This window comes from Myxococcus sp. CA039A, assembly GCF_013336645.1.
GTDB lineage: Bacteria > Myxococcota > Myxococcia > Myxococcales > Myxococcaceae > Myxococcus > Myxococcus llanfairpwllgwyngyllgogerychwyrndrobwllllantysiliogogogochensis.
In genome coordinates this window covers 1-25,914 of sequence record NZ_JABUMQ010000001.1, presented here as the reverse complement: position 1 = coordinate 25,914, position 25,914 = coordinate 1, and the positions used below count along the sequence as shown (strand labels likewise).

Genomic DNA, 25,914 nt, shown 5'->3' with positions numbered 1-25,914 from the left:
CTACGCCGGGGGCGGCGCCTCGCGCACCCAGTGCCGGTGCGCGGCGATGGCCTTGGCGAACATCTGCCCGAAGCCTCGCGTCTCGTTCCTGGCGCTGCGCACGACGCCCATCGAGTCATCCAGCCCCTTGGCCATGGGCTGCGACAAACCCGCCGCGTCCAGCAGCGTGGTGGCCGCGCCGGACAGCGCCAGCGCCTTGCAGTGGACGTAGGCCTCGCGCACGAAGTCCACCGCGAGCGGCAGCTTCTTCAGCGCCGTCACGCTCTTGTCTCCGCCGGGGACATAGACGGCGTCGAAGAGCACGGACGACGTGTTCTGGAACGTCTTCACCGGCGTCTCCTTGCTCCCGTCCGCGCTGGAGACCGGGGCGAGCGTGGGGCCCACGATTTCGACCAGGGCGCCCAGCCCCTCCAGCGTCTTGCGCACCTGGGACAGCTCCTTGCCCGCGAAGCCATCCGCGACGAGCACCGCCACCTTGCGCGTCTTGATGGAGTCGTGCGGCGTGTTCTCCATGCTGAGCGCCGGGGACGCCTTCAGCCTGGGCGCGGGCTTGCCCGCCGACGCGTCCGAGGCCTTGGGTGGCTTCGGTGGGGCGACACCCACCGCGCGAGCCACCCGCTCGGCCATCTGCCGGTCGATGTTCACCAGAATCTGGTTCACCACGCGCTCGCGAATCTCCGCGCGCTCCACCTTGCTCACCTCGAACTCGAGCGCGGAGACAAGGTGCTCGCGCTCCGGCTTCGACAGGCTGTTGAAGAAGAGCGTGGCCTGGCTGAAGTGGTCCCCGAAGCTGCCGCTGCGCGCGCGAATCTTGTGCCCCTCCACGCGCTCCTGCCGGTGGACGAACGCCGACTTGGGGTCGGCCAGCATCGGGCAGCCGCCGCCCAGGGAGTTGGGGTGGTAGTTGGCCCGGCTGGTGTTGATGGTCTGCCGGCCGAAGCCATCCTGCTGGTGGTTGTTCACCGGGCAGACGGGCTTGTTGATGGGCAGCTCCGCGAAGTTGGGACCGCCCAGGCGCGTCAACTGCGTGTCCAGGTAGGAGAAGATTCGCGCCTGGAGCAGCGGGTCATTGGTGAAGTCGATGCCCGGGACGATGTTGGCCACGCAGAAGGCCACCTGCTCCGTCTCCGCGAAGAAGTTGTCCGGGTTTCGGTCCAGCACCAGCTTGCCGACCTTCTGCACGGGCACCAGCTCCTCGGGCAGGAGCTTCGTCGCGTCCAGCAGGTCAAAGCCATACTTCAGCTCGTCGCCTTCCGGAACCAGTTGGATGCCCAGCTCGTACTCGGGGAAGTTCCCCTGCTCAATCGCATCCCACAAGTCTCGGCGGTGGAAATCCGGGTCCTTGCCGGACACCTTCTGCGCCTCGTCCCAGACGAGCGAGTGCGTGCCCAGCACGGGTTTCCAATGGAACTTCACCAGCGTGGCCTTGCCCTTGGCGTTGACCAGCCGGTAGGTGTGGACGCCAAAGCCTTCCATGTGCCGGAAGCTGCGCGGAATGGCCCGGTCCGACATGAGCCACATCACCATGTGCGCCGTCTCCGGCACCAACGAGACGAAGTCCCACAGCGAGTCGTGCGCCGAAGACGCCTGCGGAATCTCGTTGTGCGGCTCCGGCTTTACCGAATGGACGAAGTCGGGGAACTTGATGCCGTCCTGGATGAAGAAGACGGGCATGTTGTTGCCCACCAGGTCGTAGTTGCCCTCGGGCGTGTAGAACTTGGTGGCGAAGCCGCGCACGTCGCGCACGGTGTCCGCCGAGCCGCGTGAGCCTCCCACGGTGGAGAAGCGCACGAAGACGGGCGTGCGCAGGCTGGGGTCGGTGAGGAAGCGCGCCTGGGTGTAGCGCTCCAGGGATTCGTAGACCTGGAAGTAGCCATGGGCGCCCGCGCCGCGCGCGTGGACGGCGCGCTCGGGGATTCGCTCGTGGTCGAAGCGGGTCATCTTCTCGCGGAAGTGGAAGTCCTCCAGGAGCGTGGGGCCGCGCAGGCCCGCCTTCAGCGAGTTGTCCGTGTCCGAGATGCGGATGCCCTGGTCCGTCGTCAGCACCGTGTCTTCCTGGCGTGCGCGGTATGCCTCCAGTTGCTCGTTCTTGCTGGGGGGCGGAGGGTTCGGCTTCGACGGAGTCTTGCGCGGCGGCATGAGGGCTCCCAGGGGAAGGAAACGCGCCGGGAACTGGCGCGCTCGCGGTCTACGCCCGCCGTCGTGTGCCAGGGAAAGAGAGGCTCCATCGAAGGGCGCGAGCGTTCACCACCCGCCAGGTCGGGTCCTCGGAGGTGTCAGCGGTCGACACTGCATGCGGCCCACGCGAGGACGCCCCCGCGCGTGGACCCGAGGGGACCACGACACAGGGGCGTCGGGAAGACGGCGTCGTGCTGGGAGGCGACTACGGCGTGGGCTGCGCGACGACCGGCTGCGTGCCCGCGGCGGCGGCGGCGAGCTCGGCGGCGGCCTTCTCCGCCTCCGCCTTCGCGGCGGCCACGCGCGCGGCCTCGGCCTCGGCGCGCTTCTTCGTCTCCGCCTCCACCACCGTCTTGAGATTCGCGAAGCCCGACTCGAAGTCCTTGCCCACCATCGCGTCCATGTCCATGACCATGCACATCGCCTTGGCGATGAAGCCGTTGGTGCCCGTCATGCTCCAGACGACCTCGGTGCCGCCCTCCACGGGCTTGAAGGCGAAGGTGGTGATGCTGGTGGCGGCGAAGGGCTTGATGAACTCCAGCTTGATGCGGGCCAGTTCGTTGGGCTTGCTCTCCTCGATGGTCATCCGACCCTCGCCCACGTCGTCATTGCCCGTCCACCCATAGACGGCGCCAACGCCCGACGCCGCGCCGGAGTGCGTCCGCGTCATGTTCGGGTCCAACCGCTCCCACGGAGACCACGCGGCCCACAGGTGGAAGTCATTCACCTGCGCGAAGGCGATGTCCGGGCTCGCCGGCAGCGTCGCCGTGCGCTGCACGGTGAACTCCGAGGGACGCGTGGCGATGATGCCCGCCAGGATGAGCAGCAGGGCGGCGAGGCCAATGAGAATCTTCTTGAGCATGGGGCGTGGGGTCCTTGTTCGGGGGCGGCCAGCAGGGCGCCTGACCGGTGGCGCGTCATAGAGGCTGCGGGCCATCCGACACAAGGCACCCCATGTCAAAGGCAGGACCTCCCAGGTTTCATCGGAGGTGAAATGAAACGGGGCCCGACGCGCATGCACTGCGTCGGGCCCCGCACGATGACGCGCCTTGTGGGGGCGCGAGTGACTCAGTTGTAGGTGGCGGTGTAGGTGCCGGCCAGGGCGCCGTCGACGAAGGCGAAGTCCACGCCCTTGATGGTGCGCGTCACCGTCGTCACGGCGGAGCCCGCGCGGGTGACGGACAGCAGCGTGCGGCCCGTCGTGGTGCGGGTGGGGACCATGAGGGACAGGTTGCGCGCGGGGCTCGTCACGTTGAAGGTGAGCACCGTGCCGGTGAAGGCCAGGGAGGACACCTGGGTGGCCTCGCGGGCATCGAGCCACTCCAGCAGCTGCTTCGCGGTGATGACCGGAACGCCGTCACGCTTCGCGGACGCGATGATGGCGGCCGAGCCGGAGGAGCCGGCCGACGGCTGCGAGTCGACGTGCATGTTGGCGTTGAAGGCGCCGTAGTAGCCCTTGGTGCCCAGCGCGTTGGCCAGCAGCGTGTCGATGTGCAGCGGATAGGACTGACCGGACTCGTCCGTCATCTGCGTGGCGAGCTGGTAGACGTCCAGCGGGGTGCCGTCCAGGTCCGCGAAGCGCATGGCCAGGCCGGAGCCGGTGAACATGCCCGGGCGGTCCTGCACCCAGTATTCCGGCCAGTAGTAGTAGTTGGTGTCCATGCGGATGCCGTGCAGGCGCGACACCTTGGGCTGGGTGGACCAGTCGCTGAACGCGATGCAGTGCGTGCGATTGGTGACGGGCGCGGGGACGGCGGGGAAGGCGGACGCGAAGCTCGCCAGCTGCGGGGTGAAGAAGTTCGGGTTCAGGGTGTTGGCCGTGTAGTCCGCGCAGCCGGTGTTGATGTGCAGTGCGTACTCGAAGCCCTGCGCCACGTAGCCGTTGGCCTGGGTGGCGCTCAGTCCGCCCACGTAGTCGTAGATGGTGCCGCGGATGCACTCCCAGTCGTCCACGCTGCACCCGGACGTGCTGTCGGCGAGGTACTGGTTCCAGCGCTGGGTGGAGGCGCCGCCCGGGTGTCCGTCGCCCGTCATCACCACGACGGCCTTCTTGGAGCGAGGGAAGTACCAGAGGCGCGGCAGCGGCGTGGTGCTCGTCTGGTGCAGCACGTTGGCGAGCAGGCGCTGCTGCTCGTCCGCCTGGGGAATCTGGACCTTGCCCAGGTTTACCCAGTCCAGCTGCGGGTCGAAGGACGCGTTGCCGTAGAACATGTCGCTGGCGCGCGCGCCCGGACCAATGGAGGAGCCGTCCCGGTTCTGTCCCTGCCAGGCGGGGTTGCCCTGGCGGGTGTAGATGACGGACTTCGCCAGGTCATACATGAAGGCGGTGGCGGTGCCGGTGCCCACGGTGCGCTGGCTGACGGCGGTGTACGCCGTCGCGTTGGTGGCATCCGCGTACAGCGTGGCGACGGTGCGCGTGCCAGCCACCACGGTCCGCAGGTCGGCGAGGCCGTGGTACTGCATCGTCTCCGCGGTGATGCCCGTGCCCGGCGCCTGGGTGGCGTTGACCAGGATGTAGCCATTGGCCTGCGTGCCTTGAGAGGCATTGAGGCCAAGCAGGGACTGGAGGTTCGCCGCGGGCCGCAGGGCGACGAGGCTGCCACCGGCGGTGACCCAGTTGGTGACGAGCGTCACCTGGGCCGCGCTCAGCGTCTGCTCGCCGAGCACGAGTACCTTGTAGTCATTGAGGGAGACGGAGACGCCGATGTTGCCGGCATCGGTGGTGGCGAAGGCGGCGATGCCCTCGGCCTCCAGGATTTCGCGCAGGTAGTCGGTGAAGGGGTTGCCGGGGGAGGTGGCCACGAGCACCGGGCCCGCGCCGTGGACGCCCGGACGGGGCGGCGGCCCGTTGGACTCGAAGACGACGTCCACCCAGTAGTTGGAGTTCTGGTAGCTGCCGTTGGGGAACGTGGACGTGGAGCCATAGACGAAGACGCCGTTGCCGCCGGCCGTCGTGGCGCCGGGCAGGGCGTGCAGCGGAGGGGCGTCCACGCCGGCGGTGAGGCCGTTGTTGTCGAACGAGTAGCCACCGAGCGGCGCGAAGTACGACGCCACGTAGGTGGTGCCGGCGGTGATGGCGACGGGGGAGGAGAACGTCACCTCCTGCCAGCCCGCGGCCGTCTCGTTGATGAAGGTGGCGGAGGCCAGGGGCGCGCCGGCGGCGCTCCACAGGTTGCCCACGTGGGTGCCGTTGTTGCCGCTGCCCTTGTAGAAGCGCACGCCCTTCACCTGTCCGTCCACGTCCGCGCGGAACTTCACGCCCACTTCGATGGCGGCGGTGTCATTGGCGGTGGCGGTGCCGGGGGTGGCCGTGGCGGCGAAGAGGCGGAAGGTGTTGCCCGGGGGCTGCGTCGGGGGCTGAGCGCCGGTGGCCTGGAAGACGACGTCCACCCAGTAGTTGGAGTTGCCGAAGCTGTTGACGGGGAAGGAGCCCGCGGCGCCGTAGGTGTAGACGCCGTTGCCGCCGCTGGTGCCGCTCGCGAGCGCGTGCAGAGGAGGGGAGTCCACGGCCGACGCCAGGCCTCCGCTGGTGAAGCCGTAGGCTCCGCCGGGCGCGTGGTACGAGGCGATGTAGGTGGTGCTGGCGGCGATGGCGACGGGCGTGGAGAACGTCACCTGCTGCCAGCCCGTGGCCGTCTCGGCGGTGAAGGTGGCGAAGGCCAGGCGCTGCCCGTTGGCGCTCCAGAGGCTGCCCACGTGGGTGCCGGTGTTGGCGGCGCCCTTGTAGAAGCGGATGCCGAGGATGTCTCCCTCGATGTCTGACTGGAACTTCACGCCGAGCTCCACGGCGGCGAAGTCATTGGTGACGGAGGGGACGGCGGGCGCGGAGGCGGGGGCGAACAGGGTGTACGTCGTCTGGGCGCGCGCGGCGGTGGGGAGCGCGAGCAGGACGGTCGCGAGCAGCGCCAGCGCGTGGACGCGTGGCTGTCGCGAGACCCGGGTGGGTTGTGGCTTCGAGGGTGTCATTCGGACTTCTCCTTGGGGGGGCACGACGAGACAGGGGGCCGCAGAGGCCGCGGCATCTTGCTGGTTGTCCCTGACACCGACAATGCCGTGAGCGATGGGCTCACATGTTATTTCCGTCTTACGCGATTTTTATATGCGCGCGCCACGGCGCGTGAGTCCGCGCTGGGATTTGTCACTGAATCAAGACAGGCGCCCGAGCCGCTCGCCTGAATACCGAGGGGGCGCCAGCGCGTTCCCACGAGACGCCGCTTCGTTCCGTGAGGACGCGGCTTCGCGCGAGCCTCATGCGCTGTCGCCCCGGAGGCTCGACTTCCCTCTTATTCAGTGTCCTGGCGTCCGACTTGCAATCGTCTGACACATGAGTGGCTACCATTGTCGCAACTGTGGTCGGAACACCAGCAGGCACAATCCCGTCCTCCAGTGTTCCGGGTGCAAGGAGGCGATGTCGGCGTACTGCGCGAACTGTGAGAGCAGTTATACGTCGAGCAATATCGGCACGAAGTGCGGGTGCGGAGAGCCGCTCGTCGAGGATCCTGATTACAGGACGCGCATCGAGCGCGAGGCGAAACGGATAGATGCGGAGGACGATGGGGGGCCACCACCGCCCCCCGTCGGGCCCAGGCGTGCCGGTCCGCCTCCCCTCGTGCTGCCCATTCCCTTCGCCTCGCCGAAACCTCCGGGTCCTTCAGGTCCTTCGGGTCCTCCCCCCTCCGTGCTGGCGAGGCCCGGGCTCAGCCTCATTCCCAATATCATCCACGGGACCTGGGCCGGCGGAGGCTCTATCGCGGCGACGAAGACCCTCAAGGGAATCACGAGCTGGCTGGAGAAGACCCAGGCCACGCCAGACCATCAGGTGTGGATCTGGTGGGATGACGCGCACGTCTTCAACATGCACGTGCGCAAGATTCTCAAGAAATACCCCAAGGCGCGCGCGCAATACGATCTCAGTGCCGCGCACGACCCCCTGCACGTGCGTGGGACGGTCCGCCCTGGGCGTGACCTGCACAACCTGCGAGTCCTCTCGAAAGGGATGGCTCCGGACGAGAAGCTCGCCCTGGCCAGGGACCTCATCGACGAAGCGGCCGATGACCTGGAGCCCCTGCGTGCGCTGGAGCGCGCGCACCCCGGGCGATTCAGACTCTGCAACCTCCGCTCACACGAGTTCCTGACGGGCATGCACTTCCTCAACATGGATGCCTATGACCAGGAGCTGACCCTGCGCGGAATGTTCGCGGCCTCGGCGTCCGACATCCTCCGCTACGAGGTGCTCTACAACTACGGCGGGGTCTACATGGATGTCGACATCGACCTGCTCTCCGCGTTCGGAAGACTCGAGGTCGATCCCGCGTGCGCCCTGGTGGGAATCACCCCGGACCGCGAGGGCGCGGCGTCCGCCGCCAGGTGGCCCGGCCGCGAGCGGATCGCCACGACCCCGGCCTACGCCGGCAAGAGCCTCTATCTCAGCAACTGCATCGTGGCGGCGGCTCCCCGCAGTCTGCTCATCGATGCCATGCGACAGACCATTCGTCTGGCCTATCGAATCATTGGGGGGAGGGCCCCACGGGAGGCGTTCGCGCTCGATCCCGACCATCGGCTCGCGGGCTATTGGATGGACCACACCACGGGCTCCACGCTCGACCTGACCGGGCCCAACATGGTGCGAGACCTCCTCTGGCTGTGTGCCAATCACACTCCCTGGGAGCAGTTGCCGGACGAGTGCATCTCCCGTCTCTGCGCCTCCCTGGAGCCATCCAAGGCACCGGGACCGAAAGCGTCGGCCTCGTCGTCGGGCGCTTCCGCCAGCGCATCCTCTCCTTTTGATCGTGTGGCCGAGGTCTGGCGGGACGACGTGCGCGAACACGTCCCGTTCTGGCAATGGGTCGCGGCGAATGCGACCTTCCCCATGGCCCATGTCGAATGCGTGACGGCCGCCGCGCGCGTGAGTGATTGTGATGTGGCGAATCTCCAGGTGGTGTCCGCGAGGGTACTCAAGGCCCCGGAGCGTGAGCCCTTCCACTTCCTGCACTTCCCGGGCATCCCCAGGGGGGGCGCGCTCAAGGGCATGCTGAATGACCTTCACACGAATCACAAGATAGACACCCCGTTGCCCTTGACGCTCAAGGTAGACGAGCTGATCGTCTGGGGCTCTGTCCGCTGGAGGGTCGCCGAGGTGGGCAAGCAGAAGGGCCTTGTCGAGGGCAGGAAGCCCGTCACGCTGATACGCCTCTGACCCTTCGGGCAGCTCCAAGGGACCCATGTGGCTCGTCATGGGTCCCGGCCTCCTCAATCCCCCGCGGCTAGTGGCCGGACTGCGCGCCGACGGTGCGGCCATTCAGCGGCTGCACGGGGCGGTTGTTCGGGTTGATGTGCGGCAGGCGCTCGAACGCGCCAATCTGCGCGTCGGACATCTGGATGGGGTGCTTCATCACGAACCACTGGAGTCCCTCGCTGCAGGGGGGCGTGGTGAGCGAACCCGCGTACTGGAAGAACGCCCGGTTGGAGGGCAGGAGCGCGGTGGCGTTGACGAGCGCACCGGCCGGCGCGCTCTCCTCCCCCTCGTGTCGGGGCAGGTGTCGGAAGGCGGTGAACAGCGCCGCGTTCACGAAGCCCTCCTCGATGAGCACGCCCACGACCACCTTCGGAGTTCCCTGGGCGTCGGTGTGCACCAGGTGGACTTCCAGCGGGTAGCTCACGCCATCCTTGGTGTGCTCGCTGGGGGTGTTCATGACGTGAGGCTCACAGGGCGTCGTGCCGTGGTGGGCACCTGCGGATTCATCTATTGCCCTGGAATTCCCCCGTCTGGATAGTCATCCGGATGTGTTGAAATGAGTCGTAATGAAACAGAATGGTGACGCGGAGTCGATAGGCCCCTTCAGGAAATGTCTCGCATTTCTCAGGGGTCGCAATGAAACGAGAAAGGGTCGCGGACACACAGGGGAGTGTCCGCGACCCAGGCACTTTCAGTTGCGGTGGTGTGTGTGCGATTAGTGCTGGAAGAACGCCGGGGCGAACGCGTCGGTGGGCGCGTTGTCCACGAAGTTCTTGTCGTCGAGCTTCACGGGCGTCGTGGTGTCCGAGGTCTCGTTGAGGACCAGGTCCCTCACGAAGGCGGTGAACTCCACGCCCGCGTCAGTCCCCGCATCCGCGCCCGCGTCCGTCCCCGCATCCGCGCCTGCGTCGGGGTGAGGCGGAAACGGGGAGCGGTCATCGTCGTCGTCGCTGCATCCCGTGTAGGCCAGCGCGGCCCCCAGGAGCAGCACACAGCTCATTGCTCGGAGCGTGCTCATGGGCTCACGTCCCGTCGCCGTTGGCACCCGCCTGCGGCGTGGTGAGATAGGGGAAGACGGCGTCGAACTGCGAGGCATCCTGGAGCACGGCGTCATGGAACGGGAGGTTGCGCGAGGGGGCCTGCGTGTCGTTCGCGAGCAGGTAGCCCATGGACACGCGCAGCGCCACGTCCACCACGTCATCGCCGGGCCGGCGACCATTGGGGAAGCCCGCCGGGTCACACCCTGGATTGGCCAGGGTGAGCTGACCATTGACGAAGCAGGCGGCGGCGCCCAGGTTGTTCTGGTTCGCCGTCGCCGTGGCGGGCAGGGCAGTGTTGAGGCGCTGCATCTCCGCGGTGGAGCCGTTCGCGTTGACGCTGGTCACGCCCGTGAGGAAGGCGGCCACCAGGTCCGCGCGAGGGAAGACGGTGGGAGCCTTCACGCCCTCTTCGCCGAAGAGCTTCTCCAGGATGGCGGGCAGCGTGGGGTGGGTGACGTAGTCGGCGAACTGGGCGTCGTCCTTCGGCTCGCTGGCGTTGAAGCGGTCCTTGTCCTTGATTCCGATGACCACCTCGTTGACCAGCGGCATGCCGAGGCGGCTCACCTGCGTCCACGCGCCACCCTCACGCGAGGGCGCGGTGTACGATGCGGTGGGGTTGATGGCGCGGGCCTGACGGACGCTGGCCGCCGTCCATCCGCCGATGACGTCCTGGGTGCCCGCCTTGAGGCAGGAGATGGGGACCTCGAGCGCCAGCGTGGTGATGTTCTTCTTCGCCAGCGGGTTGGGGACGGCGTTGCGTGCGTTCGGGTTGGTGATGACCGAGGCGGGCGCGTTCACCAGGTCGAACACGGGGCCCAGGTTCACCGCGAAGGGCTCGCGACGCTGGCCCACGAACAGTTTCGCGGTGCCCGTGCAACCCGGGATGTTGACGTTGTGGATGTGCTGGCGGGCGTAGGTCTCGTACGTGGCGGCGTTGCCCAGGGACTTGGTGCCCACGTAGTCCGCCGGCTTCGGGAAGAGGGCGGTGTGGCCGGCGGTGTTCGTCACGTCCTGTCCGGCCGCCGCGCGGCGAGGGCCTCGGACGACCTTGACGGTGTAGTTCTCCTGGACGTTCTGCGCGCTCCGGTCCGCGGTGGTGATGGCGCCCACGTTGGTGAAGGGCACCGACACGCTCTTCGTGCTGCCGTTGTTGCCCACGTTCAGCGTGATGCCATTGGGGCCGTTCAGGTTGTTGGTGAACCGGAACTGGAAGGTGATGTCCTCGATGGCATCCCCGTTGTTGTCGACGAGGATTTCGTAGAGGGCATCCGGGTCCAACGAGAAGTAGTTGGGGCCGCCGTACGCGTCCTGCAGGGGCAGGTAGTTGGCGATGAGCGTGACGAAGTCCCCACGACCCGGCTCATAGCTGCGGAACATGTAGAAATCGGTGGCGTCGACCTTGGGTATCCGGGTGATGAAGGGGGCTTCACGATGACTGGAGGCGTGGGCGGTCGGTACGAGCAGCGCCGCCGCGAGCGCCAGTGCGCTCGCGAGTTGTCGTCTTTGCATGCGTGTCTCCACAACGTTGGGGGCAAATCCCACCGACGGGCCAGGGGCTGCGCCGGACATCCGGTGGTGAATGCAATACGGGGATGCGACGTGATTGGATGGGTCAGAGCGGAAGGACGCTCAGGTCCAGCGCGCGCTCCGCGAACCACACGCAGGCGATGAGGCCGATGGCCGCCGAGCCCCCGACGAGTATCGCGCGGCGATACATGGACGCGCCGCGCAGCAGGAAGGCGACGGGGAGGAAGACGGCGACACAGGCGAGCTGTCCCAGCTCCACGCCCACGTTGAAGCCCAGGAGCGTCGTGGCGAGTCCCCCGGCGGGCAGGCCCAGGTCGGCGAGCACCGACGCGAAGCCGAAGCCATGCAGCAGGCCCAGCGCGAAGGCCACGGCCCAGCGGGTGCCTCGAACCCGAGGAAAGACATTGTTGGCCGCCGCGAGGATGACGCTCACCGCGATGGCGGACTCGACGAGTCGGGAGGGCAGGGACACGAGCCCGAGCGCGGCGACGCTCAACGTGAGTGAGTGGGCCACGGTGAACGCCGACACCACCTTCACGACGTCGCGCAGCGCGGGGCCGAACCTGTCCACGGGCTCCCATCCACCCGTCGCGGAGCGCCTCAGGACGGAGGGCAGCAGCAGCGCCAGCAGGAACAGCAGGTGGTCCAGGCCCGCCCAGATGTGCTCGACCCCGGAGTGGACCATTCCGCCGAAGTGGCTCCAGGCGGACAGCCGCGCGAGGGGAATCTCCACCGCGTGGCGTGACGCGGACAGGATGAGCGTGCCCTGTCCCTGCTCACCCGCGACCTGGACGACGCCCCGGTGCTGCGGGTCGCGGTCGAACAGGAGGGTGTAGTCGAGCGTCAGCATCGAGGGTTCGACGGGGCAGGCCGCGCGGAAGTCGAGCACCGCATAGGCCCCGTCGGAGTGACGCGCGACTCGAAGGTCTCCCTCGGTGGTGGTAGGGCAGGGCGTGCCGGCCGTGCCCAGCGACAGCCGTGACAGGACATGACGGACGATGTCCTCCTGGCGGGTGCGCACCTCGCCCCAGGCGAGCGCGCCGTCTCCGTTGGAGTCGAGCCCCAGCACCGTGTCCAGGTCCCTGAGCGCCACGTCCCACCTGCCGTTGAAGCCGTGCGCGGCGCGTTCGAGGCGCAGGTAGCTGTCGCTGGGCTTGTGGGCCAGGGCGATGGAGGGCAGCAGGACGAGCAGGGCGAGGAAGCGGTTCATGGCGCGGTCTTCTTGGGCCGTGCGGCCAGGGCGAGGAGGCTCGGCGCTTCGCGGGAGCTGTTCATGGCGCGGCTTTCTTCAGCCGCTCGGCCAGCGCGAGCAGTCCCGGGTCCTCGCAGGAGGAGGCATCGAGGAAGGTGAGGGCGGGGCGCGCCGCCGCGGGTGCTCCGGCGGCAAGCGCGGACTCGAGGAGCACGCGCACGTCCCAGGGCTCTCGCTGCGCCTCCCAGTTGGCCTGGGCGAGCGACAGCGCCTTGCGCGCGTCCTTCTCCACGTGCAGCGCGAAGCGGGCCTCTTCGCGTGCGTGCAGCGTGTCACCGCGCAGGCGGCTGGCCGCATACCGCTCCGCCAGCTCCTGGGCGAGCGCGGGAGCTTCCGCGGAACCCAGGGCCGTCTCCGCCAGCACGCGGCGCAGGAGGTGTCCGTCGTCCGTCGCGTGGTCCTTCATCAGCCGCGACGCATCACCCGGTCGGTTCAGGTCCAGCAACAGGTCCGCGAGCGCCGCGCGGGTGTAGGCGTCATCCGGGTCGGCCGCGAGCGCCTGTGTGTAGAGAAGCTCCGCCCGTGCCGAATCCCCTGCGCGGGCAGCGGCCTCGCCCAGGGTGGACAGCGCCCAGGCCTGCTCCTCGGGACTGCCCATCCCCCCGCGCCGAGACATCGCCTCCGAGAGCCGCGCATAGGCTCGCCGCGAATGTCCGGCGACGCTGTCCACCTGCGCGCGACACACGGCGGCGGTGAGTGCACCCGCGAGCGTGTCCAGCGGCGCGCAGCTCTTCTCCGCCTCCGCATGGTGACCCCGGACACCCAGCACCACGGCGCGCGTCAGCCACGCCTGGGCGTCCCGAGGGTCCTCCCGGACGGCGGCTTCCAAATCTCGCAGGGCCGCGTCGAACTCGTGGCGGCTCTGTCTCAGGGTGGCGCGCAGCAGGCGGACTTCATGGGGAGGCTCGGCCTCGTCCCACCAGGGCGCGAGCGCGGCCTGGGCCCACCCAAGGTGTCGTGGGTCGCCCCGGGCTCGTCCCTCCTTCAACTCCAACCGGGCCAGGCGGACGGCGAGCTCCAACTGCCGGGGCTGGCGGTCCAGCTCCTGTCGCAACGCGGCACGCTCGCGGGCGCGGGCGTCGGTCGCTCGGGCGGGCACCTGCTCCAGGACCTCCGTGTCGTTGTCGGGCGTGAAGGGCGCGGACGCAGCGCCTGTGCCACGATTGCAACCACAGGCCAGTGCGAGCACGACGCCGAGGACGCCGCGAAGGGAGCGTGTGACGGGGGGCATTGCCCATCCGTACGGCCCCGTGAGGCGCGTGGATTTCGCGTCGAATATCGGCGCGGTGTCGGGACGGACCGGAGGATGAGGGGTGAGCCCCCCATCGCCATGACAGGGGCCCGCGCCTCCGCTCGCGGAGTGATGACCCGACCCCTCGCTCCTGTGTCATAAGGGCGGGGTCTTCTGCCTGCCGGAGTCGTGTCCTTGAAACTCTCATCCCTCCTCGCGAAAGACGGCCTCCAGCGACTGCCCGCCCGGGTGCGGCGGCGGCTGGCGTTGGAGGCGCGGCGACTTGTGTCGGTGGGCGTCGCGCACGTGCCGCCGCTGCGCAGTGGACTGGAGCTGCTGAGCTTCGAGCTGTCGCTGCTCCTGGCGCAGGGGAGCAAGGACATGTACGGGGCCAGCTATTACGGCGCCGGACGCAACCCCTTGGACCGCGAGGGCAACAGCGGCTACGAGCACTACCGCCGCGACTCCAGCCACGCCAACAAGGCGGCCTATCTTTTGTGGAATCACTTCGACGTGCGCACCTCGCTGGACGTGGGCTGCGCGCTGGGTTTCACGGTGCAGGCGCTGCGCGAGCTGGGGTGGGACACCAAGGGCAGTGACTTCAGCGACTTCGCCATCCACCACGCCCCGTGGGACGTGAAGCCGCACCTGTCACTCGGAGACCTGTCCCAGCGCCTGCCTTTCGACGACGGACAGTTCGAGCTCGTGTCCGCCTTCGAGACGCTGGAGCACCTGCCTCCCTCCATGGTGCCGCACGCGATTTCGGAGCTGCACCGCGTGACGCGGGGCTTCCTGGTGGTGACGGCGCCGTCCTTCGGCCCCTGTGGCACGGGACCGGATGGCTGGTTCGACGGGAAGGTGCGGCCGGAGCGACTGGAGCATTACCGGTCGCTCGGGCCCGACTACCTGGGCCCGGTGCCGGAAGAGGACCTGGCGCGCGACGAGTGGGGCCGACCGCTGGAAGGGCACGTCACGATTGCGTCGTTCGCATGGTGGCGTCGCCAGTTCGAGTCCGCCGGCTTCGTGCTCGCCCCGGCGCTGGAGCAGCGGATGTACGCGGACATCCAGGCCTTGGGCCTCCAGGGCCTCTGGAACCTGTATGTCCTGCACCGGCCCGGAGTGGCGTTGCCTGCAACGGACCTGCGCACACCGGAGGAGCAGGCGCGGCTCGCCCGGCGGTGGGACGTGCCGCTGAGAGCAGGCTGAGGGCCCGCGCTACTCGAACAGGGACAGCTCGGCGAGAGTGGCCATCGTCGCGCCCGGCATGGGGTCGCCCGCGTGGTTGAAGCCCACCGCGCGCAGCCGCACATGGCGCACCGGCCCCGCGTCCTGCGTCACGGGTGCATCGAGGAAGTGGGGACCCTTGATGAAGGACAGCTGTCCGTCGAAGGGGCTGTCCCACCGAGTCATCTCCTCGAAGCCCCTCCACGGGGGACTGAGTCGCGGCGGTGGGATGTAGCGCTCCGGGACGTTGTGCAGCACCGCCAGCTGGGTCCATTGCTCCGCGTCCTCACTCCCCTCCAGCACGAACCCGGAGAAGTTGCCTCCCTCCGCGCCGCGTACCACCACATGCCGCGGCTTCCGTGGCTCGGGGAGCGTGACGACCAGGGACTCCACCGGCTTGCTTCCGAGGGACACGGGGTCGAGCCGGCCATCCGTCCAGGGACAGCCCGCCGAGGGCGAGGGCTGACACGTGGCGCCTCGGCTGGCGGGCACGAGCCCACCTGGAGCCAGGGGCACCTCCTCCGTGCGCCAGTCCATGCGGAACCACAGCTCCGTGTACTTGCCTCCGAGCGGGAAGAACCAGAACTCCCCCACGGAGACCGCCCGGAGCATGACGGTGGGCTGGGGAAAGTCCTCCAGCACGTAGCGACTCGCGGCCCAGGGCGAGGTGGGAATCAGGGCGCGGAACAGGGGCTGCGCGCCATTCAGCATGAAGAGCATGGCTTCGGGCGTGGTGGGCGGAGCGGGGATGACGGTTTGATTCTCATCGGAGGTCATCGCGTACTCGCCCGTGAGGGGTGGCACGGGCACGGCGGGCGCTGACGCGAAGGTCACGGACGCGCCCTCCGCTCCTGTCGTGACGGCGAGCTGGGAGTCCCAGATGCGCAGGGTGGGGAGCTCCACGTCATCGTGGAAGGTGAAGGATGTGGAGACAGCCGCGCCGGTCTCGTCCCGCCATGATGCGCGAAAGCGATAGGGTTGGAGCCAGGGGTTGGGTGTGTTGACGGACTCCACGTCCCCGTAGCGCATCTCCAGGAAGAAGTCCCCGCTCGGCTCGGTGGTGGACTCCGCGTAGGGCGTGAAGTCCGGCGGCTCATACACGTAGGGGCCCTCTCCCATGGGCACCTCGTGGAGGGTGCGCGCGTACGGCACGACTCCGCCGCTGACGGGCGTGCCGTCGCGCCGCTCGAGCCGGCCGTAGACGAAGACGGGCTCGTCCTGCAGTCGCTCACACCCCGAGGACAGCAGCAGGACGAAGAATCCCAGACATGATGGGTGGCGCATCTCAGTAGCTTCCCTTCAGGCCCAGCATGGGCAGGATGACGGGCAACCCCATGGCCTCGCGCTGGAGTCTTCCAGCCGTCCGTTTGTATTCGTAGGCGAACACCTCCTGCTGGAGGGAGAGGTTGAGGATGTCCAGATAGGCCTCGACGGTGAAGTCCTCGAGCGACCAGGACTTCGCGGCGCGGAAGTCCACGCGGAAGAACGGCGCCAGCCGCTCCACGCGGTCCGCGTCCTGTCGCGCCCAGGCGCGGAAGCCCTCCGGGTTGATGACGGGGCGCTGGGTGACGGAGGAGACTTCACCGGACTCCGGACGGCCGGTGTTGAAATGCACCACCGTGCCTACCGTCCAGTTGTTCGCGAGCTTGTAGCTGAGCGCGGCGTTGAAGACGTGCGCCTGCTCGAAGGCGAAGGGCAGCTCGCCCTCGGTCGTCTCCCGGATGGTGTTGTTGTCGGCATAGCGCGCGAAGCGCCGATGGCGTTTGCTCTGGAGGAAGCTGTAGCTGACCCATCCGAACCAGTCGCGCCCCAGCGGATGCCGCGCCATCAGGTCCAGGCCATACGCGTAGCCTCGCGCCGACGGGTCCTCGCGCTGCTGGCCTCGCCGCTTGCGGTTCTCCAGGACGTCCTGCACGTCGAACTCCACCGTGCGGAACAGCGGGTTGAAGTAGACGTCCACCGTCACCTCCAGTCCCTCGGTGGCCTTCCACTCCGCGCCCACGTCGAACTGCGCGCCCGACTGGACGCCGTTGCGCAGGCCCGACACATCCAGCGCCGGCAGATGGAGCAGCACGGTGGGGGACTGGTGGTACATGCCACCGCCGCCCTTGAGGGTGAGCGATTCGGAGAGCTGGTGGCGCACCGCCAGCCGGGGCTCCACGACGACGTGCTGGATTCCGGGCACCAGGTGGTAGCCGTCCACGCGCACGCCGGGCGACACCACCCACGTATCCGAAGGGCGCCACGTCGCTCCGACGAAGCCACCGACGAAGGTGGCCAGGGCGGAGGGCTGCTTGAGGGGATGGGCGTCATCCGTCGGCCGCCAACCCGGAGTGCGCGCGGAGCCGGTGATGCCGGTGGCCACGCGCCGGTGCTCCACGTCCGTGCCCGCCAGGACGTCCAGCGCCTTGGACAGTCGCCGCGTCCACCCGGCCCGAGCCGCGAAGGTGAGCTGGTCCAGCCCGTACTCTCCCGCGAGCACCTCTTCGGGGCCCCGTGCCGGGTTGCGCACCACGCGCCGGTAGCCCTGCAGGCCCACCTCATCCAGGCCCACGGTGATGCCCAGCTCGCCCTCGCCGCCCGCCACGGGGTGGGTGCCACGCAGGTCCACGCGATGGAAGCGGGAGACGATGGTGGCGCCCAGGCTGTCCTCGTAGGCGGCGGTGGCCTCGCCCGCGTCGTCGGAGCTGCCGAGCGCGAACAGGCGCAGCCGTCCCTCGCCAAGCTTCTGCTCCACCCGGGCCTGGTAATCCCAGAAGGCCGCGTGGATGGGATTGTCTTCGTGACTCTTGAAGAGGGCGTACGCCAGGGGGATGAGCAGCCCGGTGTAGCTGTAGCGTCCCGCCACGGTGACGGAGGTGCCGGTGCGGTCGAAGGGCACCTCGATGAAGCCGCCCGCGTTGATGAGGTCCGCGTAGGCGGCGAAGTGTGGCTTGTCTTCACGTGGCCGGCTCAGCCGCCCTTCCACCGCGCCGCCCAGCAGGCGCCCGTACTGCACCGGCGGCGCGCCGGGATGGAAGTCGATGGTGTCGATGAAGTCCGGATGCACCACCGCGGGCCCGAGCAGCAGGTGGTACAGCATGGGGACGCGCACGCCGTCCAGGTAGTAGCCGGTGGCGCCGGGCTGCCCTCCGCGCACCACGGGGTAACCCAGGCCCGAGGCGACGCTGCCCACCCCCGGCATCAGCATGATGACGCGGAAGGGGTCGCCCTGCGTGCCCGGCACCTCGCGCAGCTCCTGCTCGTGCAGGGTGATGCGATTGACCTCCGTGCGGGGGCGGTCATCTCTCACCACCGTCTCGTAGGGATTCACGCGGGTGGGCTGGAGCCGGTAGACGACGTCGAGCGACTGGCCCGACTCGAGCGACTCCTCGAACGTCCCGGGCTGGTGGGACGGGGCGCGGACGAGGAGCCGGTGGGCGCCCGGAGCCAGCTCCAGCGCGAAGCGGCCATCCACGTCCGTGACGGCAATGGGCTCCTCGCCGCCGTCCAGGAACAGGGCCGCGTCCGCCAGCAACTGGCGGGTGCCCAGGGCACGGACCTCACCGCGCAGTCGCGACTGGGTGAAGCGCAGGGCCGCCGGGGGCTCGAAGTGGTAGCCATATGGCAGGCGCACCGACACGGTTCTCCCGCCCAGGCTCGCCGGCGTGAAGCGCAGCCCCCGCGCGGCGCGGACGGCGGCCTCCGTGAGGGGGGCCAGCGTGGCCGCCTCCTGCACCGTCACGTCGACGACGAGGCCCTGCTCGTCAATCTGGAGGATGAGCTTCACCTCGTCCGGGGCGCCCTCCAGGCCCTCGGGCCAGGTGACGGGGGATTCCTTCACCAGCTGAGGCGTCAGGAGCGCGAGGCTGCCTCCATCCGTCTCCAGCTTCAGCCGCGCGGCATCGTCGGCGGAGACCGCCGTCCCCGCGTCCGTGGCCTGGACGTCGACCTCCACCGCGCGGGGCTCACTGGTGGCGGCAGGAGCGGCTTGTCCCCGAGCGGGGGCTGGAAGACAGACAGCCCAGAGCAGGGACAGGACGAGGAAGGGTCGGGGGGAGCCCATGGTTCCACGTATACGTGGGCACCTTCTGGCTCTGGCTCAGGCGACCGCCGATGGCGGCCCATACACAGACAAGCGAAACTGTCTACCCATGGGGGCGGGCTTGGCCCGGCCCCCGGGCTCCGCTCAGCACTCCGGCAGGCCGACGCTGAGGTTCGCGACCTCGAGCACGTTGACGGCGAGCCCTCCGCGCGCGGTCTCCTTGTACTTGTCCTTCATGTCGCGGCCGGTGTCGCGCATCGTCCGGATGACCTTGTCCAGGCTGACGAAGTGGCGTCCGTCGCCGGAGAGCGCCATGCGCGAGGCGTTGATGGCCTTCACGGACGCCATGGCGTTGCGCTCGATGCAGGGCACCTGCACCAGGCCACCAATGGGGTCGCAGGTGAGGCCCAGGTTGTGCTCCATCGCGATTTCGGCGGCGTTCTCCACCTGGAGCGGCGTGCCCCCGAGCACCTCGGTGAGCGCGCCGGCGGCCATGGAGCACGCGCTGCCCACCTCGCCCTGGCAGCCGACCTCGGCGCCGCTGATGGAGGCGTTCTCCTTGTAGAGCACGCCGATGGCGCCGGCCGTGAGGAGGAAGCGCACCACGCCGTCCTCGTTCGCGCCGGGCCAGAAGCGCCAGTAGTAGTGCAGCACGGCGGGGATGATGCCGGCCGCGCCGTTGGTGGGCGCGGTGACGACGCGGCCTCCGGCGGCGTTCTCCTCGTTGACGGCGAGCGCGTAGAGGTTCACCCAGTCGAGCACGGTGAGCGGGTTGGTGAGGCCGGCCTCGGGGCGACTGAGCAGGCGCTGGTACATGGCCGCCGCGCGGCGCTCGACCTTGAGGCCGCCCGGGAGGATGCCGCTGGACGCGCAGCCCCGGCGCACGCACGCCTGCATGACGTCCCAGATGCGCAAGAGTCCGGAGCGGATGTCCTGCTCGGAGCGCAGCGTCTTCTCGTTCGCCATCATCAGGGCGCTGATGGGCATGCGCTCCCGCTCGCACAGCTCCAGCAGCGTCGCCGCGGACTGGAAGGGGAAGGGCAGGGGCGTGGTGTCCTTGCGCAGCGGGTCCTGGCCGGTGGCCGCGGACTCATCGACGACGAAGCCGCCGCCCACGGAGTAGTAGACGCACGCGTCCAGCTCCACGCCGTCCGCGCCGGACGCGGAGAAGCGCATCCCGTTGGGGTGGAAGGGGAGGCTGCGGCGGCGGTGCATCACCAGGTGCTCGCCGTCCTTGAAGACGATGTCCCGCTGGCCGAGCACGCTGATGCGGCCCTCGGTGCGCCAGCGCGTGACGATGGCGGGAATGGCCTCCACGTCCACGGCCTCCGGCGTGTCCCCGCGCAGGCCGAGCACCACCGCCTTGTCGCTGCCGTGGCCCTTGCCCGTGGCGCCGAGCGAGCCGAACAGCTCCACCTTCAGGCGCGTGAGCTTCTCCAGGTGGCCATGCTCCGCCAGTCGCAGCACGAACGTGCGCGCGGCTCGCATGGGCCCCACCGTGTGGGAGCTCGAGGGACCGATACCAATCTTGAAGAGGTCGAAAACGCTGACGGCCATCGCGGGCGCAACATGCCACGTTTCCACTTTTGTCCCAGCGCCTCGGGGCGTGACGTTCCTGCTCCATGTGAAGGGCAGGACTTCTTTGCGTGCCAAGGAGCTGAAGCTCGGTGAGGTGCCGAGCGAGCACGTCGGGTGGAATGCGCGAGCCGTGCCGCGGGACGCCAACGAGAACGCACTGCGTCGTGAGTGCCAGGGTGTTCTTCTCTTCGGAGACTGGAATGCGTGGGGCGAAGGCTCGCGAGTCGGGTTGAAGGTGGGAGCGCCTGGTGCGGGGTGAAGGGGTGGCGGCTCAGGCGACGGCGCGCTCGGGGCGGCGCGAGGTGGGGCTGTCGTGGCGCTCCCCTTCGGCGAGGGCGAGCGACTTGCGGTACTCGGCGGCCTCGGCGATGCGGGTCAGCTCGAATTCGCCGTGGTGTTCGCGCACGGCCTTGGCCACCTCGTCGAGCGTGACGCGGAAGAACTCCTTGCGCTCGTTGATGCGGTTGACGCGGCGGTGGGAGAAGGTGCGGTGCAGCGCGGCTTCGAGCGACGGTGCGTCGGGTGTGCGGATGATGGCGTGGACGTCGAACTCGAAGGGGACGGAGGCATCGCCCAGTTCGTCGATGCGGTCCTGGGGCACGAGTCGTCTCGTCATGCCGACCTTGTAGATGTCCTCTCCGAAGGAGCCGATGTTGGAGATGACGTAGACGTGGCCGGTGCGCGTGAGCTGGGCCTGGGAGATGGCGCGTTGGCGCTCCTGGTCCTCGGCGACGCGGCGCTCCAATTCGGCGATGCGTTCGAGGAGCTTGGATTGCTCGGCGCCTTTGCTGCGTTCCAGCTCCCCGCGGGCCTTGCGCAGGGCTTCTTCGTCACGCTGGGCCTCGCGCTCGGCCTCCAGCTTGGCGCGTTCGAGTTCTCGCTGCGCGGTCTCTTCCTCGCGCATCTGCTCGCGGATGCGGCGTTGTTCTTCCTTCTCCTCCTGGCGCTTCTCTTCGTATTCGTGGGCGAGGCGCAGCTCCTCCAGCTTCAGCTCGACGTAGTCGGTGGAGATGAAGCACTGCTGAATCTCGGTGAGGCCGCTGATGGCCTCGGCGGACTTCTGGATGCGGGCCTCCATGGCCTTGATGTTCTTGTACGTCACCTTGGCCACGCAGGCGTCCGCCTCGCCGTTGAAGGCGCGGAGCATCAGCTTGAGGGTGCGCTCCGTTTGCTTCTTGCCCTCGGCCTTGCTGCCGTTGACCGTCCATTCAATCTTGCAGGAGGCGGCTTGCTTGTTCTTGAGCATGGCCTTCTGTCGTTCGCGGAGGGTGTCGAGGCGGTGTTCGTACTTCTCCGAGGAGGAGAGGTTGTAGATGGGTTTGTAGAACCCGTAGGAGCGGAGGATGGTCTCTTCTTCGAGGGGGCGGAGCTCGGCGCGCAGCTTGACGATGAGGGGTTCGAGGCGGGCCTGTTCCTCGCGGGCTTGATTGCGTCGGGCCTCGACTTCCCGGACGGCCACGTCGGCCTGTTCCCTGGCGCGAGCGAGTTCCGTGCGGCCTTGCTCGCGAGCACGGGTGAGTTCGGTCTGGGCTTGTTCGCGGGCCTGGGTGAGTTCCGAGGCGACGCGGGTTCGTTCGAGGCGGATGGCATGGTCCGTCGACGCCCTGACCTGCTCCAGGTCTGCCTTCGCGCCCCGGATGGCGGCGTCCGCGAGGTCGCGCTCCCGGGCCAGCTCGGAGGCGACGCGGTTGCGCTCGGTGGCGAGCATGTGTTCGGACTCGGCCTTGGTGCGTTCCAGGGAGGAGAGGACACGCTGTCGCTCGGCCTCCACGTCGAGCACGGGCTTGAATCGGGCCCGGACGGCTCGGAGCTGGAGGGCGGTACGGACCAGGAGTCCCGTCAACAGCAGGCTCGAAATCGCCAGGGCCAGGACGGCAGGCTGCATGGAAGTCTCCCCCGTGAAGTGTCCCCGCCGTCGGACGGCGGCGCGGAGGAGGACCACTGTGCGCCTGGGGAGGTTTGCCGGGGTATCACCCCCAGGGGGTATTGTATCGTCCCCGCGTCACCTGTTGCCGAGAGGGCGCCATGTCTCGTTGCGTAGATCGGCTCACAGGCTCGACTGAAAGGACGTAGCGATGCGATTCCGCGCCTGCACCGCACTCCTGCTCGTCCTCTCGGCGTGCGCTACGTCGGAACCAAACTTGGGAGAGCGAGGGCCCCCGAACTCCAGGCGCGCCAACCTCCAAAGAGCGGCGGCGCTACCGTGGAGTGACGGGGGACGGTGCGCAGTCCGTGAGGCTTCCCAGTCTTGGCCCGTGTTGGCGGAGCGGTGCTATCACGCCCTGGACCATGAGCGGATCCGGTTCAACGACCTGAGCGGGAGGTGCGCCGTCGCCTCAGCGGGAACGGTTGTCCTGGGAGTTGGCCTCTGTGTCTTGGCTGCTCCTGAGATCGTTGTGGGCGCGGTCGTCGTCGTCGGCGTTGTGGTGGTGGGCGTCGCCATCAAGGAAGCGCTGGATGCCTATGAGTTGAGGAGAGGGAGTGGTTCCGAAGAAATAGAGTCCGTGCCTCGGTCGATGCCTGCCCCGCAGGAACTCTCCGCGAAGCGAAAGCCCAAGCCTGGGCCATCAGGACAGGACTGGTTCCCTCCGGGGACGACCGAGCCCCGAGGCCCGGAGCGACGGCACAAGTGCGAGCCTGTCCCAGTGCCGCACCGAGGCGGAGATGAGGCGCACAATAAGTGTGCTGACAAGGTCCCGAACAACAGCTTCCCTGGCTGGGATGTAGTCGTCAACGGCAAGCAGTTTGATGCGTTGCAGCGGGCCACGCGCACTCTATGGGAAGTAAAGACTGATGATTTTGACGTGCACTCGCCTCATTCGCAGAGGTTCTTTGCCCGGGTCAAACTGCCGGAGATAAAGCGCGAGCAAATGCTCGCGGAGGCATGTGGGTACAGATTTGTCGTGGGGGTTCGGAGCGCTGTTCACAAGACCGCGCTTCTTGAACTGGATCCAGACCTCGAAATCGTTGTCATGGATTGGTGTTAAGGTGATGGCTTTGCGGAAAACTCTCAACCTCAACGTGTATGCGCCCGCGCTTGTTGATGGCGATAAACGGCCGCTTGCCATCGTTCATGCGATGGAGCGCGCTGTGCCCGGATTGCGGCTCGCGTGGACACTTTCTGAAAAAGGGGGATTCGTTGAATTGCCGCGCCGCGATGAATGGATTGCGACGGAAAGGACCGACGGTGGGTTTCCATTCCTTTGCAACGATGACGAAAGCCGGCCTGTGACGCTTGCCGGGTGGGAGAATCCAAGCGGCCTTGCTGTAGGCAGTCCGCCACGCCTCGACGTTCATGCGACTCTGCCGCTCGATGCAGGCGGCATCGCGGCGGCACCTGATGTGCTGGAGGCGATAGGCGAGAGAACTCGAGCGGTCTGGGGGCAGGTATCGCCGTCGGGTTATAATGAGGTCGTGTCGCAGCAGTTTCGTGGTCCGGAAGAGGATCCATCTGCGACGTCCCACGGACTCCCCGGCCTTCTTCGCCCACGGTACAATCGTGCGGCCGAGATTCCACATTATCTTGGGTGGTTGAATTACTGGTCTTCCGCCACCGCCGACGCCATCGGCTTTCCGGACTCAGCCCGGGATGCGAACCTGATCTCACGAGCGCGGCGCACGGAATCGGGCGGTTGGGTCGTGCGGCTCACTGATGCGCCGCTCGACCTTGGCAATCCTGTTCATCTGGAAGCGCTCCTGCGTGTTTATGGTCGCTTTCCGGAGATCGGCGGTCGCTCAGCGCAGTGACTCCTCAGAGGAGAGGCTGGGGCACCCCACATAATGCCTTCGTCCCTTGTGCTCTAATGAGGGGATGAATCGCTCGGACTGTTTGGGAGTTCATGACATGAATGATGAGGAAGTCCTGGCGGTTCTCCGTACGGAGGGAGAGGGCCTCTCGGCGGTGGAGTTGGCCAAGTTGTTGGAACGACTCACGGGTCGGCTCTCTCACGGGATGATTGTGACCTATTTCAAGAGGGCGTTTCCCGCCATCCCGTTGCGCGTCCTCTTGGAGGCAGGCGTCTGGTGGCGTGTGAGCGCTGGGAGTGGCTCTTCTGATGAGCAGTTCAACGAAATGCTAGGCCCCTGGTTGGGACGGTGAGTGCTCCTGAGTCTGGTATGAAGAGCGTCATTCAGCCAGAAGATTGGGAGACAGCGCTCAGTCAGTGTGGCCGCCGCGTCAAATGGTTGGAAATACGAGACTGAACGCTCTTCTCGAGCATGGTTATGACGTTCAATCACTTCCGCGACAGGTGAAGGTCAGGGGTGATTTGAAGGGTAGAGATTTATTATGTTCAGAGGTGATCTGTGATGAGTGGTGCGGACGAGTGCAGGAGGTTGATTGCTGGAATGTCGACGGGTGAGAAAATTAAATTCTACCTCTCGTACAGCCATCGGATAACCATTACTGCTCGGGGGTTTTATGGCGACCTTGACTCTCTGAGGCTCAGTGGCTGCAATGAGACCTTGCACCGATTGACTGGCCACTTGCTCCGGCTCCAGTCTGGCGGTGTTGATTCGGCGACTGAGGAGTCGTTCGCCGATATGATTGTTGCGGGTGCTGAGTCGCGTGGGTGGTTGCCAACGCTCAGGTTGTCATTCGCAGTCGTCCATTCGAACCCAGGGCGCAGTTGACGTGAGCTGAGGGGGCTGATCTTCAATAGAGGATGAAAGTTGGACTCCCCACTCTGGAGAACCTGCGGCGGCCATTGTCCGGGCCTTATATGAGGAAGGCCTGGCATAAGGGCGGATTGCCCACCTGTTGGGCACTGGTGCGGTAATAGTCACGATGAGTTCCGCGCGAGTTATGCTGTTGCTGTCGAAGTGCCGAACCTGTCCTTCCGGGAGCGTCAAGCTCTTATGCGAGATGCCGTAGGCGAGCGGAGGAAGCGAATTGATCTATCAAGTCGAATGCATTGATGCGGTACTTCTTCAGCAACGGCTATGCGGATCCACCGACTTGGTGGACACCCCCGAAGAGGTTCAAGCAGCCGGGCGAGGAGTAGCGGCGTAGTTGCCTGCTGGCGTCCTTTTTGAGAGGCCTTTTATGGCGAAAGATCCGGCTGGCTCATTTTCCCCGAATGGGCGGCACACTGTTGTCCGAGAGCCCACGGGAGAGGAGTCTCTTGGGTGCCCGTTGTTTCGCCTTCGGCTGGATGGTGCTGTGCTGGAGTCGAGGCGCGGCATTGGTAGGTGGCTCTTCGGTGAGGAGGTGGTTTGGTCCGCTGACTCTCGCTACATCGCAGCCCAACGATGGGATCACCCAGGCCGTGGCCCACAGACATCGATCTTGCTGCTTGACCTTGAGCAGAGGCTCTGGCGAGTCATCGGGCCGAGCTATAGCGCAGTAGTGAAGCCAGTCTTGTTTCATGGTACTGAACTCGACTTTGAGACCTTGGACTTGCGCACCGGTGATACGGCCAGAGGGCGCGCTGAGTGCTCGCCTGGTTTGACTAAACCGGAGTTCGTGATTCTCGATCAGGCCGGAGGGCGGGCGGGCCTGAAGTGAGCGGGAAGAGGGAGCAGGGGCACCTCTCGTTCGGCTCTGTGTGCGCAGAAGACCTGAGAGCGAGAAGGCCCTGCCCGAGGGCAAAGGTAGGCAGTGGCTGAAGAGGAAGCAGCGCCAGG

17 protein-coding genes are annotated in these 25,914 nt (G+C 67.4%); 5 read left to right on the top strand and 12 right to left on the bottom strand.

Going from position 1 to position 25,914, the window contains the following annotated elements:
* The 3 genes from HR086_RS00085 to HR086_RS00075 form a co-directional block, all read right to left on the bottom strand.
* Positions 1-2,139: a catalase gene (locus HR086_RS00085; RefSeq protein WP_174464026.1), complete on the bottom strand. Its 2,139-nt coding sequence runs from the start codon at positions 2,137-2,139 to the stop codon at positions 1-3.
* A 244-nt stretch (positions 2,140-2,383) separates the two neighbouring features.
* The gene (locus tag HR086_RS00080; protein WP_174464027.1) at positions 2,384-3,040 is read right to left on the bottom strand and encodes an SRPBCC family protein; all 657 of its coding nucleotides are present in this window, start codon (positions 3,038-3,040) and stop codon (positions 2,384-2,386) included.
* Between the two features lie 206 nt (positions 3,041-3,246).
* Positions 3,247-6,144 carry a DUF4082 domain-containing protein gene (locus tag HR086_RS00075; RefSeq protein ID WP_174464491.1) on the bottom strand — a complete coding sequence of 966 codons (2,898 nt, stop codon included), beginning with the start codon at positions 6,142-6,144 and terminating at the stop codon, positions 3,247-3,249.
* A gap of 712 nt (positions 6,145-6,856) precedes the next feature.
* Here HR086_RS00075 and HR086_RS00070 point away from each other — a divergent pair.
* A complete protein-coding gene (locus HR086_RS00070; RefSeq protein WP_174457699.1) occupies positions 6,857-8,374 on the top strand; it encodes a TcdA/TcdB catalytic glycosyltransferase domain-containing protein in 1,518 nt (505 codons plus the stop codon).
* A 67-nt stretch (positions 8,375-8,441) separates the two neighbouring features.
* On the opposite strand, the gene HR086_RS00065 is transcribed toward HR086_RS00070, so the two are convergent.
* The 5 genes from HR086_RS00065 to HR086_RS00045 all read right to left on the bottom strand — a co-directional run bounded on the left by HR086_RS00065 (position 8,442) and on the right by HR086_RS00045 (position 13,463).
* Positions 8,442-8,870, bottom strand: coding sequence for a carbonic anhydrase family protein (locus HR086_RS00065; RefSeq protein WP_254614820.1), 429 nt, complete (start codon positions 8,868-8,870; stop codon positions 8,442-8,444).
* A 258-nt stretch (positions 8,871-9,128) separates the two neighbouring features.
* Complete coding sequence (locus tag HR086_RS00060; protein ID WP_174464483.1) at positions 9,129-9,431, bottom strand: hypothetical protein; 303 nt, start codon at positions 9,429-9,431, stop codon at positions 9,129-9,131.
* A 4-nt stretch (positions 9,432-9,435) separates the two neighbouring features.
* Positions 9,436-10,962 carry a DUF4331 domain-containing protein gene (locus tag HR086_RS00055; RefSeq protein ID WP_174464490.1) on the bottom strand — a complete coding sequence of 509 codons (1,527 nt, stop codon included), beginning with the start codon at positions 10,960-10,962 and terminating at the stop codon, positions 9,436-9,438.
* A 103-nt stretch (positions 10,963-11,065) separates the two neighbouring features.
* Positions 11,066-12,190 carry a HupE/UreJ family protein gene (locus tag HR086_RS00050; RefSeq protein WP_174464489.1) on the bottom strand — a complete coding sequence of 375 codons (1,125 nt, stop codon included), beginning with the start codon at positions 12,188-12,190 and terminating at the stop codon, positions 11,066-11,068.
* 61 nt (positions 12,191-12,251) lie between these two features.
* Positions 12,252-13,463 (bottom strand): tetratricopeptide repeat protein, encoded by a 1,212-nt coding sequence (locus tag HR086_RS00045; RefSeq protein WP_174464488.1) that lies wholly within the window; start codon positions 13,461-13,463, stop codon positions 12,252-12,254.
* Between the two features lie 195 nt (positions 13,464-13,658).
* Here HR086_RS00045 and HR086_RS00040 point away from each other — a divergent pair, with 195 nt between their 5' ends.
* Positions 13,659-14,669, top strand: coding sequence for a class I SAM-dependent methyltransferase (locus HR086_RS00040; protein WP_174464487.1), 1,011 nt, complete (start codon positions 13,659-13,661; stop codon positions 14,667-14,669).
* 9 nt (positions 14,670-14,678) lie between these two features.
* Here the strand turns inward: HR086_RS00040 and HR086_RS00035 are convergent, their stop codons facing one another.
* From HR086_RS00035 to HR086_RS00020, 4 genes are all read right to left on the bottom strand, one after another.
* Positions 14,679-15,971: a hypothetical protein gene (locus HR086_RS00035; RefSeq protein ID WP_174464486.1), complete on the bottom strand. Its 1,293-nt coding sequence runs from the start codon at positions 15,969-15,971 to the stop codon at positions 14,679-14,681.
* Position 15,972: 1 nt separating this feature from the next.
* Positions 15,973-18,732 (bottom strand): TonB-dependent receptor domain-containing protein, encoded by a 2,760-nt coding sequence (locus tag HR086_RS00030; protein WP_174464034.1) that lies wholly within the window; start codon positions 18,730-18,732, stop codon positions 15,973-15,975.
* 123 nt (positions 18,733-18,855) lie between these two features.
* On the bottom strand, positions 18,856-20,268 hold the full coding sequence (locus HR086_RS00025; RefSeq protein ID WP_141641385.1) for an L-serine ammonia-lyase: 1,413 nt from the start codon (positions 20,266-20,268) through the stop codon (positions 18,856-18,858).
* A gap of 292 nt (positions 20,269-20,560) precedes the next feature.
* Entirely contained in the window at positions 20,561-22,174 is a 1,614-nt protein-coding gene (locus HR086_RS00020) for a DUF4041 domain-containing protein (protein ID WP_174464485.1), read from the bottom strand.
* 490 nt (positions 22,175-22,664) lie between these two features.
* Here HR086_RS00020 and HR086_RS00015 point away from each other — a divergent pair, with 490 nt between their 5' ends.
* The 3 genes from HR086_RS00015 (at position 22,665) to HR086_RS00005 (ending at position 24,388) form a co-directional block, all read left to right on the top strand.
* Positions 22,665-23,276, top strand: a complete 612-nt coding sequence (locus HR086_RS00015) for a DUF6310 domain-containing protein (protein ID WP_306663186.1) — start codon at positions 22,665-22,667, stop codon at positions 23,274-23,276.
* Positions 23,230-24,036 (top strand): DUF5953 family protein, encoded by an 807-nt coding sequence (locus HR086_RS00010; RefSeq protein WP_306663185.1) that lies wholly within the window; start codon positions 23,230-23,232, stop codon positions 24,034-24,036. The genes HR086_RS00015 and HR086_RS00010 overlap by 47 nt, the downstream gene beginning before the upstream one ends.
* A gap of 97 nt (positions 24,037-24,133) precedes the next feature.
* Positions 24,134-24,388, top strand: a complete 255-nt coding sequence (locus HR086_RS00005) for a hypothetical protein (protein ID WP_174457689.1) — start codon at positions 24,134-24,136, stop codon at positions 24,386-24,388.
* The last annotated feature ends 1,526 nt before the right edge of the window (positions 24,389-25,914 follow it).